The sequence below is a fragment of the Erythrobacter sp. K21-9 genome, from assembly GCF_055808355.1.
In genome coordinates this window covers 1,612,016-1,629,345 of sequence record NZ_CM147866.1, presented here as the reverse complement: position 1 = coordinate 1,629,345, position 17,330 = coordinate 1,612,016, and the positions used below count along the sequence as shown (strand labels likewise).

16 protein-coding genes and 1 tRNA gene are annotated in these 17,330 nt (G+C 61.8%); 10 read left to right on the top strand and 7 right to left on the bottom strand.

Annotated elements, in window-relative coordinates; translation table 11 throughout:
- Positions 1 to 60 precede the first annotated feature (60 nt).
- Positions 61 to 1,104: an amidohydrolase family protein gene (locus AC0L39_RS08195; RefSeq protein ID WP_473262207.1), complete on the top strand. Its 1,044-nt coding sequence runs from the start codon at positions 61 to 63 to the stop codon at positions 1,102 to 1,104.
- Positions 1,105 to 1,152: 48 nt separating this feature from the next.
- Complete coding sequence (locus AC0L39_RS08190; RefSeq protein ID WP_473262206.1) at positions 1,153 to 2,157, top strand: NAD(P)H-dependent flavin oxidoreductase; 1,005 nt, start codon at positions 1,153 to 1,155, stop codon at positions 2,155 to 2,157.
- A gap of 4 nt (positions 2,158 to 2,161) precedes the next feature.
- On the opposite strand, the gene AC0L39_RS08185 is transcribed toward AC0L39_RS08190, so the two are convergent.
- The 4 genes from AC0L39_RS08185 to AC0L39_RS08170 form a co-directional block, all read right to left on the bottom strand.
- On the bottom strand, positions 2,162 to 2,644 hold the full coding sequence (locus AC0L39_RS08185) for an AHH domain-containing protein (protein WP_473262204.1): 483 nt from the start codon (positions 2,642 to 2,644) through the stop codon (positions 2,162 to 2,164).
- Positions 2,645 to 2,722: 78 nt separating this feature from the next.
- Positions 2,723 to 2,890, bottom strand: a complete 168-nt coding sequence (locus AC0L39_RS08180) for a hypothetical protein (RefSeq protein ID WP_473262203.1) — start codon at positions 2,888 to 2,890, stop codon at positions 2,723 to 2,725.
- Positions 2,891 to 3,005: 115 nt separating this feature from the next.
- Positions 3,006 to 3,413, bottom strand: a complete 408-nt coding sequence (locus AC0L39_RS08175) for a hypothetical protein (protein WP_473262202.1) — start codon at positions 3,411 to 3,413, stop codon at positions 3,006 to 3,008.
- Between the two features lie 247 nt (positions 3,414 to 3,660).
- Complete coding sequence (locus AC0L39_RS08170) at positions 3,661 to 4,152, bottom strand: flavodoxin family protein (protein WP_473262201.1); 492 nt, start codon at positions 4,150 to 4,152, stop codon at positions 3,661 to 3,663.
- Between the two features lie 81 nt (positions 4,153 to 4,233).
- On the opposite strand from AC0L39_RS08170, the gene recJ reads away from it, so the two are divergent.
- The 8 genes from recJ to phoB all read left to right on the top strand — a co-directional run bounded on the left by recJ (position 4,234) and on the right by phoB (position 12,675).
- Entirely contained in the window at positions 4,234 to 6,033 is a 1,800-nt protein-coding gene (gene recJ, locus AC0L39_RS08165) for a single-stranded-DNA-specific exonuclease RecJ (RefSeq protein WP_473262199.1), read from the top strand.
- Positions 6,034 to 6,126: 93 nt separating this feature from the next.
- A tRNA-Glu gene (locus AC0L39_RS08160) sits at positions 6,127 to 6,201 on the top strand.
- 101 nt (positions 6,202 to 6,302) lie between these two features.
- Positions 6,303 to 7,544: a sensor histidine kinase gene (locus AC0L39_RS08155; RefSeq protein ID WP_473262197.1), complete on the top strand. Its 1,242-nt coding sequence runs from the start codon at positions 6,303 to 6,305 to the stop codon at positions 7,542 to 7,544.
- 182 nt (positions 7,545 to 7,726) lie between these two features.
- Positions 7,727 to 9,112, top strand: a complete 1,386-nt coding sequence (pstC, locus tag AC0L39_RS08150; protein WP_473262195.1) for a phosphate ABC transporter permease subunit PstC — start codon at positions 7,727 to 7,729, stop codon at positions 9,110 to 9,112.
- A gap of 40 nt (positions 9,113 to 9,152) precedes the next feature.
- Entirely contained in the window at positions 9,153 to 10,412 is a 1,260-nt protein-coding gene (gene pstA / locus AC0L39_RS08145; RefSeq protein ID WP_473262194.1) for a phosphate ABC transporter permease PstA, read from the top strand.
- Positions 10,413 to 10,429: 17 nt separating this feature from the next.
- Positions 10,430 to 11,197, top strand: coding sequence for a phosphate ABC transporter ATP-binding protein PstB (gene pstB / locus AC0L39_RS08140; RefSeq protein ID WP_473262324.1), 768 nt, complete (start codon positions 10,430 to 10,432; stop codon positions 11,195 to 11,197).
- Positions 11,197 to 11,868: a phosphate signaling complex protein PhoU gene (phoU, locus tag AC0L39_RS08135; RefSeq protein ID WP_473262192.1), complete on the top strand. Its 672-nt coding sequence runs from the start codon at positions 11,197 to 11,199 to the stop codon at positions 11,866 to 11,868. The genes pstB and phoU overlap by 1 nt, the downstream gene beginning before the upstream one ends.
- 117 nt (positions 11,869 to 11,985) lie before the next feature.
- Entirely contained in the window at positions 11,986 to 12,675 is a 690-nt protein-coding gene (gene phoB, locus AC0L39_RS08130; RefSeq protein ID WP_473262190.1) for a phosphate regulon transcriptional regulator PhoB, read from the top strand.
- A 10-nt stretch (positions 12,676 to 12,685) separates the two neighbouring features.
- On the opposite strand, the gene AC0L39_RS08125 is transcribed toward phoB, so the two are convergent.
- The 3 genes from AC0L39_RS08125 to AC0L39_RS08115 all read right to left on the bottom strand — a co-directional run bounded on the left by AC0L39_RS08125 (position 12,686) and on the right by AC0L39_RS08115 (position 17,330).
- On the bottom strand, positions 12,686 to 13,351 hold the full coding sequence (locus tag AC0L39_RS08125; RefSeq protein ID WP_473262189.1) for an extensin-like domain-containing protein: 666 nt from the start codon (positions 13,349 to 13,351) through the stop codon (positions 12,686 to 12,688).
- 86 nt (positions 13,352 to 13,437) lie between these two features.
- A complete protein-coding gene (locus AC0L39_RS08120) occupies positions 13,438 to 16,590 on the bottom strand; it encodes an error-prone DNA polymerase (protein ID WP_473262188.1) in 3,153 nt (1,050 codons plus the stop codon).
- The gene (locus AC0L39_RS08115) at positions 16,587 to 17,330 is read right to left on the bottom strand and encodes a PHP domain-containing protein (RefSeq protein WP_473262186.1); all 744 of its coding nucleotides are present in this window, start codon (positions 17,328 to 17,330) and stop codon (positions 16,587 to 16,589) included. The genes AC0L39_RS08120 and AC0L39_RS08115 overlap by 4 nt, the downstream gene beginning before the upstream one ends.

Sequence of the window (17,330 nt, the reverse complement as noted above, 5' to 3'; positions counted from 1 at the left end):
GTGTCTCATAGAGTGGCCCGCACATGGCCGAAAACAGGCCGCAAGGGAGAGCGTGACAGCATGACCGAAGAGATACTCGAACCAGACCTCCCGATCATCGATCCCCACCACCATCTGTGGGATCTGCGCGCGATGCTGCCGGCGTTTCCAGAGCCGCGGCACCGTTTCCTCGAAACGCTGGTCCCCGTCGCGCACTACACCTTCGACCAGTTCCACGCCGACCTGACGACAGGGCATAACGTCATAGCGACGGTCTTCATGGAATGCGGTGCGTTCTACAACGCGGATTATGGAGAGGCAAAGAAGCCGGTGGGCGAGGTCGAGTATGTGAACGGCTTCGCCGCGCAGTCGGCAAGCGGGCTCTACGGCGATTTGCGCGCTTGTGCAGGAATCGTGGGTCACGCCGACCTGACGCAAGGACACGCAGCGGGAGAGGTGCTGGACGCGCTGCACGCCGCCTCGCCTGGCCGGTTCAAGGGGATCCGCCATCAGGGCGCGTGGGACACTGATCCCGAAGTGCTCGGCCCGCCCTTCCATGCCCCGCCCGAGCTCTACCGCGACAGCACCTTCCGTGAAGGCTTTGCCGAGATCGGCAAGCGCGGAATGAGCTTCGATGCGTGGATACTCGAGCCGCAGATACCCGACGTGATCGACCTCGCGCGCGCCTTCCCTGATACGTCGATCTGCCTCGACCATTGCGGCACGCCGCTCGGCATGGCGAGCTATACCGGCAAGCTGCACGAGCGGTTCGACACCTGGCGGCACAACATCAAGGAGCTGGCCGCGCGCGAAAACGTGGTCGTGAAGCTGGGCGGGCTGGCGATGCACAATTGCGCGATGCCGGAGGAAGGCCCGGCGGCCGGATCGACCTCCGAGCACCTTGCCGGACTATGGCGACCCTACATCGAAACCTGCATCGAGGCGTTCGGGCCGAAGCGCGCCATGTTCGAAAGCAATTACCCGGTGGACCGCTGGGGCGCGACCTATCCGGTGCTCTGGAATGCGTTCAAGCGGCTGACCATTGGCGCGAGCGCGGATGAGAAAGCGGCGCTTTATGCCGGGAACGCAGCGCGGTTCTATCGCATTGAAGAGGTGCTTGCCTGATTGCATTCTGCAACCTACCGCGCAGCAAACTCGCATTTGGAGACATTGATGCCGCTTCCCGCCCCCTTCGACCGCCTGCGCCTGCCGCTGATTGGATCGCCGCTGTTCATCGTCTCCGGCCCGGAGCTGGTTATCGCGCAGTGCAAGGCGGGCATCGTGGGCAGCTTTCCCGCACTCAATGCACGCCCGCAAACGCTGCTCGATGAATGGCTGCACCAGATTACAGAGGAACTCGCGAAGCATAATCGCGAATACCCGGACCGCCCGGCGGCTCCCTACGCGGTCAACCAGATCGTCCACAAGTCGAACGACCGCGTGATGGCCGACATGGCAACCTGCGAGAAATGGCAGGTGCCGATGGTGATCACCTCGCTCGGCGCACGGGAAGAGATCTTCCAGGCGGTCCGGAACTGGGGCGGGATCACGATGCACGATGTCATCAACAACCGCTTTGCGAAGAAGGCGATCGAGAAAGGTGCCGATGGCCTGATCCCGGTCGCTGCCGGAGCAGGCGGACATGCCGGTGCGCTCTCACCGTTCGCGCTGATGCAGGAGATCCGCGAATGGTTCGACGGGCTGGTCGCATTGTCCGGCTCGATCGCGCACGGCTCCTCGATCCTTGCGGCCCAAGGGATGCGGGCCGATTTCGGCTATTCGGGCAGCGCCTTCATCGCGACCGAGGAAGCCAACGCGGATGCCGCTTACAAACAGGGCATTGTTGACGGCGATGCGAGCGGGATTGTCTACACCAACCTGTTTACCGGCGCGCACGGCAATTACCTGCGCTCCTCGATCGAAAATGCCGGGCTCGATCCGGACGATCTCCCGACAAGCGATCCGTCGAAGATGAACTTCGGCAGCGGCGGCAACACCAAGGCCAAGGCGTGGAAGGACATCTGGGGTTCGGGCCAGGGCGTCGGGGCGGTCAAGTCGGTCGGCACGGTCGAAGATCTCGTGGCGCGGATGGAGCGCGAATATCACGAGGCCAAGGCGCGGTTGCTCGCGAACTCGGACTACACAGCGTGGACCGCAATGGCGGAGGCCGCCGAGTAAGCGCTCAGGTTGCTTGCCAGAGGGTCTCCGCCATCGCATCAAGCTCGGTAAAGTCGAAGCCGCTGCCAAGCGGGTCCTTGCGGCTCAGCAGGAACCGGCGGCGCTCATCGAGCAAACGGCGGCGCAGGGCGGACTGGAGCAAGGTCAGCCGGAGCAGCGCTTCGGCAAGCGCGTATTCGGGGTCCTGCTCGCGATCCTGCGACCAGCTCGCCTCGATCCGGCCGACGCGGTCGAGGACAAGCTCGTTATAGCGCCGATGCGGCCCGCGGTGCAGCGGCAGGCCCGTTCGAACCGTCGCCGCGTCGGTGGAGGGCAGAAGTAGGCCATTCACCCTGAAGTCGTCGAACCCCACTTGCACGCGCCCGATCTGGCAGAACATTTCTCCAAAGCAATGACGTGAGAGCAATTGGCGCGGCAGCAAATGATGGCGCTGAAAGCCGGGTTCGTATGCGGCAGATTGCCGCCGGTTCACACTGTAAAAGGGCACGACCGACCGCTCCTGGACACGCCTCTTGGCGCGACCATACTCAGCTCGCAGTGGTAGATTTGCGCCCCGTACCAAGTGCTATTCGCGCCAGACTCGCACGAATTTGCCATTGCGAGAGGGGCGCATCACGAGATTGTTGCCATCAGGCGACACGATACGCTCACTCTGCTCAAGCCCGCCCACGATCACCAACTGATTGATGATTCGGACACCAAGCCGGGTCGCGCCTACCTTGTCATTCGACAAGGGCTCTTCGATGCGAAGTTCCTGCCCGATCCAGTAATCGAGACCAACGCTCTGCAGCGCGCCGTCGCTCGTCTCGCGAAAGGCTGTCAGCCCCAGCGCCGGAAATGCACCGCCTTCAAGCCATGCAGTTGCTATGGATCTCGAAAAAGCGCCTGCCGATCGCGCTGAATGCAGGCCCCCATACAACCGCCTGCAAATGATCGAAGTGGTGGATGATATCGCGCGCCAGACCGATCAGGGCCCTCGCGACCGGCATGGTGTTCGCGCTGCTGCCCAGATGCTGGCCTGGAAGCAACTGCAATCCCTCCAGCCTCATGGATGCCGGCGATTGATCGAGGTCGAACTTGTATTCGACGCTTGGCGTGGCGCACGCCTTGCCCGGCGCGAGCCCCTGCAAGTCGAAGGTCAGCCCGTCATGGAGCAATTCGACCCAAACAGTTTCTTCGACCCCGCCCTGCGGCGGCCTGGACGAGTTTTCTTCCTGGCCGTTGGCAGCGACAAGGTGAAGCGGCGGCTCGCCCATGGGATCGTGCGTGACCGTTACTGACCTGTGGCGTTCTGCGAATTCCCTTATGGCAGCACGAGTGGGCCGTTTGCCGGGAGCAAACAGCAGGTGCATTCCTGTGGCATTCGCGCGCTGGCTTTCAGAAATCGCTCAAGACCCCCTTAGTCTTGCGGACCTACGCGCAGACGTGAGCCTGAAACCCTGACGATATTCTTGGCCAGCGTCGAGTCGCGATTACCCACAGAATCTTGTTCTTTTTGAAAGGTCAAAAGACACCCAGTCGCAATCCCTCGGCAAGTCCCTCTCCCAATTCCCTACAATCGGTGAGAATTGACGCAGAAACCTGTTTTTGAGCGAGAATTTCCTCAGGCGTTTGCGCCTCGAAGTTGACGATCATGGGGTCAGCGACTCGTTTCAGCCGCCAGCCCGTGGCGATTCGATCCAGCTGGCGCTGCGCACCCTCGCCGTCCGATCCAGCGGCGATAATCGTCGCGTAGGGACGCCCCTCGAGCTGGCCGAGCACCTCATAATAGGTCCGATCGAACATCTCTTTCATCTCGCCGCTCAGCGATGCGAGATTCTCGGGGCAGACAAACAGATATCCGCGCGACGATACAAGCTGCGCAGCGGTGACGTCCCGAGCCCGCTCGAGCGCGATCCCATCGCCATTGGCCGCAGCCTGCGCCATCTGTTCGCTGGCCCCGGTTCGGCTGTGCCAGATCACTAGCAAATTCAAAGTGGCCGCGTCGCTGGACATTTCTCGAAGCAAGACGACTGCACTGTCGATTGTCAATGCCGGTGGCTGTCACGAACACCCTGCTTGGGTTAACGTGCGTTCATGGCCACCCAATCGCTCTCTCACGTGCTCGGCGTATCAGAATCGCTTACGGGCCGTTCCTGGCTCTGGCGCGGAGGAAACATGGACCTGAGCGGCAGCTCGGCAGAGGGAATTCACAGCCTCGACCATGACATCCTGTCGCAATTGCTGATGACCCGCGGCGTCGCACCGGATGACGTGGCGCGCCACGCGAAACCGACCATGCGCGAATTCCTGCCCGATCCTTCCGAATTCCGCGACATGGACCAGGCAGCGCAGCGCATCGCACAGGCTGTTCTGGCGCAGGAAAAGGTGACGATCTACGGTGACTATGATGTCGACGGAGCCACCAGCGCGGCACTCATGGTCGAGTTGCTGCGTGATCTGGGCCTCGAGGCGGAATACTACATCCCCGACCGGTTGCTCGAAGGATACGGCCCGACCGGAGAAGCGCTGGTCAAACTGGCAGACGCTGGTTCGAGCCTGATCGTCACCGTCGATTGCGGCGCGATGGCGCATGAGGCGCTGGGCATGGCGCGCGACGTCGGTGTGGACGTGATTGTGGTCGATCACCACAAGTGCTCGGCCGATCTCCCTCCGACAGCAGCGCTCGTGAACCCCAATCGTCTCGACGAGAACGACCTCGCGGCAAGTCACGGCCACCTCGCTGCGGTCGGGGTTGCTTTCCTGCTCGGTATCGCATTGGTGCGAACCTTGCGCGCTGAGGGGTATTTCAAGCAGCGCGATGAGCCGGACCTGATGAGCCTGCTCGATCTCGTTGCGCTGGGAACCGTGGCCGACGTGGCGGCTCTGCATGGGCTCAACCGGGCCTTTGTGGCACAGGGACTGAAGATACTCGGCCGGCGTGAGCGGATCGGCATGGCGGCGCTGATGGATGCGAGCCGGTTGAAACGCGCGCCGCAGGCCAGCGACCTCGGCTTCGCGCTCGGCCCGCGTATCAATGCGGGCGGCAGGATCGGCGAATCCACTCTGGGTGTTCGGCTGCTGACCACCAATGATCCGGAAGAAGCGCGGGGCATCGCAGAGCAGCTCTCTGCACTGAATGAAGAACGCCGCGCAATCGAGGCCGAAGTGCAGGAGCAGGCGGAGGCTCAGGTGGCGAGCCAGCACAACATGGCTGTGCAGGTCTTATCCGGGGACGGCTGGCATCCCGGCGTGATCGGCATTGTCGCTGGTCGGATCAAGGAAAAGACGGGCAAGCCTTCGATCGTCATTGCTAACGATGCCTCGGACGGCACTGGCAAGGGCTCCGGACGTTCCATCAGCGGCGTCGACCTTGGCGCTGCGATCATCGCCGCGCGCGAAGAAGGCTTGCTGGTTGCAGGCGGAGGACATGCGATGGCCGCCGGCCTGACGATCGCACAGGACAAACTCGCCGCCTTCACCGAATTTCTCGACACCCGCCTCGCCCGCGATGTCGAACGCGCCCGTGCAGGACAGTCCATGCAGCTCGATCTGTCGCTCGCGCCCGGCGGGCTTACCCCTGATCTGGTCACTACGCTCGATGCGGCGGGGCCATACGGGGTGGGCTGGCCCGCACCGCGGATCGCCGTCGGACCGGTTCGCATTGTGAAGGCGGACATTGTCGGGACGGATCACCTGCGCATAATTGCATCAGGCGAAGACGGTCGCTCGTTCAAGGGGATCGCGTTTCGCGCAGCGGAAACGGAAATGGCGCAGACGCTGCTTCACCGCAGCAAGGGGCGGCGATTCCATCTCGCAGGCAGAGTGAAGATCGACGATTGGGGGCCCCGCCCGGCGGCCGAATTGCATCTCGAAGACGCCGCTTTCGCAGATTAATTGCCCGGCTGCGCAATTTTTCGCAAAACGGGCACTGACGGGGCTTGACCCATTCCCCACACCCCCTAGATGCGCGCTCTCGCAAATGAGCGTGGCCCCTTCGTCTAGCGGTTAGGACGCGGCCCTTTCACGGCTGAAACACGGGTTCGATTCCCGTAGGGGTCACCACCTCCCTTCACAGGTTTGGATTTCGGTGACGCGCCTTACTGTGCGCATCGCCCGCTCTGCGCTTCCAACCGGGATCGCTTGGCGTTAAGGCGCTATGCGACATGGGCATCAGGCAGACCATCCCGCTTGCTGGCATCCTGCTGGCCACCGTGACGTTCTTCGCGATGCTGATGCTTGGCCTCGATCCGATCGTTTCGCTCGCGGTGCTGGGCGTTTGGCTCGGATCGCTGATGCTGGCGACAGGTCGGCCTCCAGAGCCGCCAAAGGTCATCGTCGAGCAATCTTTCAGCGTCGAATCGCTGCGCAAACTCATCGAGAACTCCTCGACGCCGATCATGGTGACGGAGAGGAACAAGATCGCGATTGCCAATGCAGCCGCACGCCGAATCCTTGGCCAGCACATGGTCGGCCAGGATGCGCGCGTCGCCTTTCGCCAGCCCGAGGCGATTTCGCTCTTCGGCAAAGATCGCAATGGCCGGGCTATCGTCCGCGGTCTCGTGAGGCGGCAGGACATTTGGGAGATCAATCGCCAGAACGTGCAAGGCGACATCGCGGTCATCGAACTCATCAATCAGACGGCTGAGGCCGATATCAGCCGCGCGCATACCGACTTCGTAGCCAATGCCAGCCATGAGCTGCGCACGCCTCTGGCCGCCATTCTTGGCTACGTTGAAACGCTGAGTGAAAGTGCGGACAGCCTCGATTCCCCCACTTCGCAAAAGTTTCTCGGCACGATCGAGCGCGAGGGCAAACGCCTCCAGAGCCTGATCGGCGACCTGATGAGCCTGTCGCGGGTCGAAGCCGAAAAGCACGACCTTCCCAGCGAGCTGATAGAGCTTGCCCCGCTGGTCGAACGCGCCGCGCGCGATGCGGCAGGGCCGGACCGGACCAAACGCCTCAAGCTGGAATTACGCGAGCAGCCGAGCGTCCATGGTGATCGCCAACAGCTTGAGCAATTGGTGCGCAATCTCGTCGACAATGCTCTTAAATACGGCACCCCCGGATCACCGGTTGAAGTGACGCTCGACGTGTCGCGGGACAAGCAGGCTCGGATTTCGGTGGTCGATCAGGGCGACGGAATCGCTCCTGAGCAATTGCCGCATCTCACCCGGCGATTCTACCGCACCGATCCGGGGCGTAGCCGGGCCTCTGGAGGGACCGGATTGGGCCTCGCCATCGTCAAACATATCGTGGAGCGCCATCGCGGCAGGCTCGATATCGATAGCGACATCGGCAAAGGCACGCGCGTCGTTGTGCGGCTTCCGCAGGCAGAACAACAGGATAACGGCGAAATAGCGACGATTTCCGAGAGCGCTGAGACAATTAGTCGGGAATTGTCTTAGCAGTGTCTTATTTTCTGAACATCGGACCGGCAAAGGGCGGTCTCTCGTACAGAAATGTGCGGGCTGAGATCGACGTGGAGCATTTGCGGCACATTACGCTGCGGGCGCGCCATTCAACCAGACAATCGACTTTGGGCAACTGACACCGCGCGATACGCGTTTAGGGGAAACAGGTTTAATTCATGTCGCCGATCACGCTCATTCTGATTGCCATCGGGCTGGGACTGGCAGGCTGGCTCGCGGGCCGCGCCAAGGCGTGGAGCTTCCAGAAGGCCAGCCCCGACGTGCGCCCCGTCGCGCGCCCTACCTATCACGCATGGTACGTGGCGATCTGGATCGTCATCCCTGTCCTCGCATTCGTGGCACTCTGGTCATTCATCGCACCGCAGCTCGTGAACCAGAGCGCGCTTGCCTCACCCGGCGCGCAAAACCTCCCCGCATTCGGCTTCGAGCGCGATTCGTGGCTTGCCGAGGCGCGCGCAGTTGCAAGAGGCAACGCACCCGGCGTGTTCAACGCAGGTGCCGAACCGCTGATCGAGCCCTTCCGCGAGGCGATCGGTCGCTACAATCTGATCGGCGTGATCGTGACGATCTTGATCGCATTTGCCGGCGGAACATTCGCGTTTCTCAGGGTTCGTCCGGATTTCAAGGCGCGCACACGGGTCGAGCGGACGGTTATGATCGTGCTCCTCCTCGCATCGCTGGTGGCGATCCTTACGACCTTCGGCATATTTGCGAGCCTCGTATTCGAGACCTACCGGTTCTTCAGCCTTGTCTCGCCGGTCGATTTCTTTTTTGGGACGTTCTGGGGTCCCGACCCGATGAGCAGCGCGGACAATCCCGACGGGTCCCGTTACGGCGCTATCCCGCTGTTCTGGGGCACGCTCTTCATCGGTGCGATTATCGCAATGATCGTCGCAATACCGCTCGGCCTGATGAGCGCGATCTACCTTACACAATACGCCGATCCCAAGCTGCGGCAGTGGGTGAAACCCGCGCTCGAAATCCTCGCCGGTGTTCCAACCGTGGTATATGGTTATTTCGCCGCACTCACCGTCGCGCCCGCAATCCGCGACGCCGCAGTGGCGATTGGCATCTCGGGAGCTTCAACGGAAAGCGCGCTCGCCGCAGGTGTCGTGATGGGCGTGATGATCATCCCGTTCGTTTCCTCCATGGCCGACGATTCCATCGCCGCCGTGCCGGGCGCAATGCGCGATGGCAGCTACGCGATGGGAGCGACCAAGTCCGAAACGATCAAGAAGGTGCTCTTTCCCGCCGCCCTTCCAGGGATTGTTGCAGGCGTGATGCTGGCTGTGAGCCGCGCGATCGGCGAGACGATGATCGTGGTCATGGCAGCATCGACCGCCGCCAATCTCAGCGCGAATCCGCTCGACCGCATGACGACTGTCACGGTGCAAATCGTGAAGTTGCTGACGGGCGAGCAGAGCACCGATCATCCGACCTATCTCAGCGCGTTTGCCCTCGGTTTCGCGTTGTTCCTCGTCACCCTTGTGCTCAACGTGATCGCACTGCGCGTCGTCAAACGGTTCCGTGAAGCTTATGAATAGTTCAGCTAACCCTCCCGCAGGTGCCATCGAGAGCCCAGCCATGACGCATGGGCCAGACGATGTCGGCCCGACGCGCACGCCGGAGTTCGAAAAGCGTCTGGCAAAGCGTTACCGCTCGGAGCGAAATTTCAAGCTCATGGGCCAGGGCGCGATCGTGTTCTCGGTGGCGGTGCTGATTTTTCTGCTCGGCAACATGCTGCTCAACGGCGTTGGCGGGTTTCAGCGCGCCGAGCTCGAAGTGCCGATTGATTTCCCGGAAAGCGGGATCACCGGCGACGAAGCATCGCTCAGCGCGCCATCGGCGCTGCAAGTTCTCGAGTTGCAGGGCATGCCCGAAGTCGTCCAGTTCTACGCGGAGGAGGCGCTTGGCGAAGAGGGGGCGAGCGAACTCAGCCGCGAGGCATGGCGCGACGTCGCCGCCGCACTGACATCGGACCCATCGCTGATCAAACGTTCCGAGACTTTCTACCTTCCCGCCTCATCCGATCTCGCTTCCGGCCTTGCTGGCGAGGGATCGGCGGAGATGCAGGCGCTAGCGCAGCAATTGCAGGCCGAGGATAAGCTCGCAGAAAACTGGGACATCGGCTTCCTGACCCGCTCGGATGCGACCAGTCCGCAGGCGGCTGGCATCTGGGGCGCGCTCAAAGGGTCGATCCTGACCATGATCGTGACTTTCCTGCTCGCCTTTCCGATCGGCGTACTGGCCGCGCTCTACCTTGAAGAATACGCACCGAAGAACCGCTGGACCGACATTATCGAGGTCTCGATCAACAACCTCGCTGCTGTCCCTTCGATCATTTTCGGCCTGCTCGGACTGGCCGTATTCCTGTGGCTGTTCCCGAATTATCGTTCGGCTCCGCTGATTGGCGGCATGACACTCGCGCTCATGACGATGCCGGTGATCGTTATTTCGGGACGCAACGCGATCAAGGCTGTTCCGCCATCAATCCGCGATGGTGCGCTTGCAGTGGGCGCGTCGCCCGTTCAAGTCGTGTTCCACCATGTCCTGCCGCTCGCCATGCCAGGTGTCCTCACCGGAACGATCATCGGTATGGCACGTGCTCTGGGTGAAACCGCACCGCTGCTGCTGATCGGAATGCGAGCCTTCGTGGCGACGCCCCCCGATGGCTTTACCTCGCCATCCACGGTACTGCCGATGCAGATCTTCCTGTGGTCCGACGAGATCGATCGCGGCTTCGTCGAGCGCACGAGCGCCGCGATCATAGTCCTCTTGCTGTTCCTCCTGCTGATGAACGGCCTCGCAATCTACCTCCGCAACAAATTCGAGAAGACCTGGTGACTGTCATTCACGAAAATATGGAAGACACCGGCGCCAAGATGAAGGCGCGCGATGTCTCGGTCTATTATGGCGACAAGAAAGCCATCGACGATGTGTCGATCGACATTTCGCCCGACTATGTAACCGCCTTCATCGGGCCGTCCGGGTGCGGTAAATCGACTTTCCTGCGCTGTTTCAACCGCATGAACGACACAATCCCTTCGGCGAAGGTGACGGGCCTGATCGAGCTTGACGGGGACGACATTCATTCGAACGCGATGGATGTCGTGCAGTTGCGCGCGCGCGTCGGCATGGTGTTCCAGAAGCCGAATCCGTTCCCAAAATCGATCTATGACAACATAGCTTACGGGCCGAAAATCCACGGGCTTGCCGAGAAGAAAGTCGATCTAGATGCGGTCGTCGAAAAATCGCTTACCCGCGCCGGTTTGTGGGATGAGGTGAAGGACCGTCTCGAGGATTCAGGCACCGCGCTTTCCGGCGGCCAGCAGCAGCGTCTGTGCATTGCCCGCGCCATCGCGGTCGATCCCGAGGTCATCCTGATGGACGAACCTGCATCCGCACTCGATCCCATCGCCACGGCCAAGATCGAGGAGTTGATCGACGAGCTTTCCGGGCGCTACGCCATCGTCATCGTTACCCACTCGATGCAGCAGGCCGCCCGCGTCAGCCAGCGCACCGCATTTTTCCATCTCGGCCAAATCGTGGAATATGGCAGGACTTCTGATATCTTCACCAATCCAATCGAAGATCGCACCAAAGACTATATCACAGGACGTTACGGTTAATGCCCGACCATACAGTCAAAGCTTTTGATGAGGATATCACCCGGCTTCGCGGCCTGATCGCGGAGATGGGCGGCCTTGCCGAAGTCGCGATTCAGGAAGCGCTGGACGCGATGGTGCGCGGCGACGAGGAACTTGGCGACAGCGTCGTGGCGCGCGACAAGAAGATCGACGCACTCGAAACCGAGGTCGACAAGCTCGCAGTGCGGATCATCGCCCTGCGCGCTCCGATGGCGGACGATCTTCGCGAAGTCATCGCTGCACTCAAGATCGCCGGCGTGGTCGAGCGGATCGGCGACTATTCGAAGAACATTGCCAAACGGGTGCACATGATCGAGGGCCGCGACCGGTTCGAGCCGCTCACATTGCTGCCAGCGATGGGCGACCTTGCAGGCGAAATGGTACACGATGTCCTCACCGCCTATGCCGCACGCGATCCGGGCCTCGCCCGCGAAGTGATTGCCACTGACGCCAAGGTCGATGCCTTCTACAACAGCATTTTCCGTAACCTTGTCAGCCACATGGTCGAAAATCCTGCAACCATTTCGAGTGCGGCCCAACTGCTGTTCGTCGCGCGCAACCTTGAGCGTATCGGTGACCATGCGACCAATGTCGCGGAGATGGTCCATTTTGCTGCGACCGGCTCGTATCCGCCCGAGGAAGACCGGCCCTAGGCTGACCCTTGTGGAAAACTCTCTGGCCTGCCTGTCATGAAACGGTAGCCGAATTGAAACATAGACACTGCCGTAGCTCCGGCACGCTCGGAGCGTGGGGTTAGGGAGTCCGCAATCATGTCAGCCGCCAAATTGCTTCTGGTCGAAGATGATCCGGCGCTGTCCGAATTGCTTGAATACCGCTTCCAGAACGAAGGGTACGACGTTCGCTCCACCAGTGACGGGGATGAAGCGCTCGTTCTGGCGAGCGAAGACGTCCCCGACCTCATCATCCTCGACTGGATGATCGAGGGGACGAGCGGCATCGAAGTGTGTCGGCGACTCCGGCGCGACAAGGAAACCGCGCACGTCCCGATCATCATGCTGACCGCGCGCGAAGCCGAGGATGACCGTGTGCGCGGCCTTGAAACAGGCGCGGATGATTACCTGACCAAACCTTTCAGCCCGCGCGAATTGCTGGCCCGTGTGGCAGCAGTGATGCGCCGCATTCGCCCTGCGCTGGCAGGGGAAACAATCGAGGTGGGCGATATCAAGCTGGACCCTGTGGCGCACAAGGTTCAGCGGCGCGGGCGCTCCTTACAGCTTGGCCCGACCGAATACCGGTTGCTCAAATTCTTCATGGAAAGCCCCGGCCGGGTCTTCAGCCGCGGGCAGTTGCTCGATGGGGTCTGGGGCACCGGCAGCGATATCGAGCTCCGCACGGTCGACGTGCATATCCGCCGCCTGCGCAAGGCGATCATGATCGAAGGTGCAAAAGACCCCATCCGCACAGTGCGTTCGGCGGGCTATGCGCTCGAAACCAGTTGAGGCGCCGGTCCTAACGGCAGACGCCCGACCAGCGGCTTTGCTGATCGAAATGGAAATGATCGGCATGGGCTGCGTTGTAATCGGGCGAAAGCACGGTCGCAAAGACGCCGCATGCGCCGGTGCGCACCTCTCTGAGGAAGCGGGCTTTTTCGGCGCTCCCATCCCAATCGGAAAGCACGCTTATCCGCGTTCCGTCTGCCAGGACGAACGCGGAGATGTCGATTGCATTTGCTGTCGCATGTTCACTCCACGCGCCTTTTTCGCGCCCATACAGCCGCCGGCAGGAATAGGCACCGAGATGCTCGATCCGGGCAAGATCGCTGCCGAGGATCTCTCGCGCGGCGGGCTCAACCGTCTTGTCGCGCCATAGTTCGAGCGCGGCGGCGACCGGGCAGGTGACAGCCGGTGTGTCGGGCGAAAGCGGATAGGCTTCTAGCTGCGCGCGATCGGGCCGCTCGCACGCGCCGTTGCCAGTTCCTTCAAGTGCACGAAACGCCACATCGCTGCGGTCAAGCGTGACGCGGCACAGCTCCACATCGTCCTTGAGCGCGAGCAGTTTGTTCGCTGTCGCCATGCCAATTGGATCGCGTAGGTCGAGCGGTGCCCAAGGGTTATGCTCGGGATGCCGTTCCAGCCAGCTCCAACCGGCAATCACCGCCGCAAACAAAACCAGCAAAAGCAGGATCTCGCCGGTCGACAGTGAAGCGCCCTATGCGTCCGCTGATGCGCCGTTTTCCTGTGCTACGAGCCATGCGCCGAGCCCTAGTGAAAATCGCGCGACTTAGGAAGTATTCTCACATTGCGCGGATGGACGCGGGTATTGGGAGCGTTCCGGCGGCCACGTTGCGGCACTCCGCCGGCATCGGGCAATTGGTCGATCAGGTCACGCGGGCGGATCGCAGCGCCATCTTGATCGGTGAGGCCGTCCCTCGGATTTATCACTCGCTTTCCGCCGACCTGCGATGGCAGCGGCGAATTGACGTGATCCGCGCGCGCAACCGGTGCGTTGAGCATATCGTCGGACAGCCGGTAAAGCTGGTCGGTCGCATCGGTCATGTGGTGCGCGATCACATGGATCACCTCGTCATCATATTCGACCCTGCCGCGCACCTCCATCAGCCGTGCACCCATCACGACGCGGCGCTGCTTCTCTTTCAGGTCCGGCCACACGACCAGGTTGATTACCCCGGTTTCGTCTTCGAGCGTGATGAAGCACACGCCCTTCGCACTACCGGGACGCTGGCGAATCAGTACCACTCCTGCGACCTGCACCATCGACCGGAACTTGCGATCACGAAGGTCGCACGCGCGCACAAAGCCCCGCTCTCCCAAAGAAGGCCGCAGGAAGGCCATGGGATGCGCCTTGAGGCTGAGCCGCGTGGTCTGGTAATCGGCCACGACTTCTTCCGACATCGGCATCCGCGGCAATTGTACGGCCACGCGCTCCGCCCCTTCGTCACGCTCCTCCGCCGCGCGAAACAGCGGCAGATCCGGCCCGGCAACCAGGCTGCGCGCATCCCACAATGCCTGCCTGCGCGACAGGTTCATGGAAGCAAAGCAATCCGCGCTGGCGAGCCGCTCTATATGGGCAGGCGAAAGCCCCGCTCGCTCGCGCAGTTCGGCAACGTCGCGGTAGACCCCGTGCTTGTCGCGCGCCGCAATCAGGTTTGCGGCGACGTGTTCGGGCAGGCCGTCAATCTGCCTCAGGCCAAGCCGCAGCGCGATATGGCGGTCGAGAATGCCTTTGTCCCCGCTTCCTGTTTCTCGCAGAGACGCAGAGGGGAAGGGAGACGCAGAGATGTTTTCACTGCAGAAGGCATATTCACATTCTGCCACTTCTCCCTTTACCGAACTGTTGACAGAGGAGAGCGGCTTCGTCGCAAGGACTTCCCCTGTCTGCGCCTCTGCTTCCTCTGCGCCTCTGTGAGAAACCAGATTTTCAAGCGCGCAGTCCCATGCGCTGTGGTTCACATCTGCGGGCAGGACCTCCACCCCGTGCTCACGCGCATCGCGCACGATCTGCGCAGGGGCGTAGAAACCCATTGGCTGGGAATTGAGCAGGCCGCAGGCAAAGGCCGCCGGGAAATGGCATTTGAGCCAACTCGATACGTAAACAAGGTGCGCAAAGCTGGCCGCGTGGCTCTCGGGAAAGCCGTATTCGCCGAAGCCCCTGATCTGGTTGAAGCAACGCTCGGCAAATTCGCGCGCATATCCGCGCGTTACCATCCGCTCGACCATCATGTCCTGCAATTCATCGACCATGCCGCGCGAGCGGAAGGTCGCCATCGCCTTGCGCAGGCGGTTGGCCTCGGCCGACGAGAATTTTGCCGCGTCGAGGGCGATTTTCATCGCCTGCTCCTGGAAGATCGGCACGCCCAGCGTGCGCTCCAGGATGCTTGATAGCTCATCGGGTGGGCCGTGTTGGGGAGACGGTTTGGGGATGACCACCTGCTCCGCGCCCCGGCGGCGCTTCAGGTAAGGGTGCACCATGTCGCCCTGGATCGGCCCCGGACGCACAATCGCAACCTGGATCACAAGGTCGTAAAACTCGCGCGGGCGCAGGCGCGGAAGCATGTTCATCTGCGCGCGGCTTTCGACCTGAAACACGCCGAGCGAATCCCCCTTGCGCAGCATCGCATAGGTCTCAGGATCTTCGCGCGGGACGGTGGCGAGGCTCAGGCTGCGGCCATGATGCGCCTCCAGCAGGTCGAGGCACTTCTTGATGCAGGTCAGCATTCCCAGCGCCAGCACATCGACCTTGAGGATACCGAGCGCCTCGATATCGTCCTTGTCCCATTCGATAAAACTGCGGTCGGGCATCGCGCCATTGCCGATCGGCACCGTCTCCGTCAGCGCGCCTTTGGTAAGGATGAACCCGCCGACATGCTGCGAGAGGTGGCGCGGCATTCCGATCATCTGTTCGGTCAGTTTGAGCACGCGTTTGAGGTGCGGATCGGTCACGTCCATGCCGGTTTCGGCGGCGTGTTTCTCGCTGATCTCACGGCCCCACCCGCCCCAGACGGTCTTTGCGAGGCTCGCGGTGACGTCCTCGCTCAGACCCATCGCCTTGCCCACTTCGCGGATCGCCATTCGGGGGCGATAATGGATCACGGTCGCGGTGAGCCCGGCACGCGCGCGGCCATATTTCTTGTAGATATACTGGATCACCTCCTCGCGCCGCTCATGCTCGAAATCGACATCGATATCGGGCGGCTCGCGGCGTTCCTCGGAGATGAAGCGGTCGAACAGCAACTGGTGCTTGGCCGGATCGACGCTGGTGATTTCAAGGCAATAGCACACGGCGGAATTGGCTGCGCTGCCGCGCCCCTGGCACAGGATTGGCGGCTCCACGCGGCGGGCGAAATCGACGATATCCTTGATCGTAAGAAAATACCGCGCAAGCTCGAGCTTCGCGATCAGCGCGAGTTCGCGCTCCAGCGTGTCTCGCACACTGTCTGGCACGCCATTGGGGTAACGCCGCTGCGCGCCGTTCCACGTCTCGATCTCGAGATATTCCTGCGGGGACATGCCGTCGGGATAGATTTCCTCCGGATATTCGTAGCGCAGTTCATCGAGCGAAAAATCACACCCATCGGCGACCTCGCGCGCGGCGGCGATGGCGCGCGGCCAGCGTGCGAACAGGCGAACCATTTCGTGCGAAGGCTTGAGGTGCCGCTCGGCGTTGGCGTGGAGCAAGTGTCCGGCCTCTGCCACCGTGGTCTTGTGCGCAATCGCCGTCATCACGTCCTGAAGCGGGCGGCGTTCGGGCGCGTGATAGTGCACATCGTTGGTCGCGAGCAGGGTGACGCCATTGGCGCGCGCCAACGCATCAAGCCGGTCGATCCGGGCGATATCGTCGCCCCGGTAGAGATAACTCGCCGCGAGATGGCGGAGCGTGGGCAGGCGTTCTTTCAAATGGCCAAGCAGGTCCCCGAATGCGGTACCGTCAGCAGGGTTGTTTCGCGCAGAGACGCAGAGGAAACGGGAGAGGCAGAGATGTCGCCCGCGCCGCAGGGCCCTTCATGTCCTCCGGCCTCGTCGCTTACCGAATCGCTGGAGGAAGAGTGCGGCTTTGCCGTCGGTGCTATCTCTCTGCGGTCTCTGCGTGCCTCTGCGTCTCTGCGCGAAACCGGAAACGCCACCACATTGCTCAGCACGCGAATTGTGAATTGTCTGTCCAAATCCTCAGGCGGAAACAGTATAAGCTGCACGTCCCTGGTGTGTTCGGCGAGCATGGCCAAGTCGATCTCGCACACACCCTTTTCCTGCCATTCTCCGCTGAGTGTCTGCATTCTGCCTGCGCTGATCAGGCGGCACAGGCGGCCATAGGCATCGCGGTTTCTTGGATAGGCGAGGAAGGACAATCCCTCGACCGTTTCGATACGCGCGCCGATCACCGGGCGCAGTTTCAGCGTCGCGGCCTCGGTATGGATGCGCACAACGCCAGCCATCGAATTGGCATCGGCTATCCCGATCGCATCGTAGCCGAACGCACGGGCGGTCATCACCAGATCCACCGCGTCCGACGCCCCGCGCAGGAAGCTGAAACAGCTGACAAGTCCAAGCTCGACGAAAGGCGCGCGCGGCAACGTCTCGATCAGATCGGGATCGATCTCCAGCGCGCGTTTGTCAGGGGTAAGCGGAGCCTCGGGCAT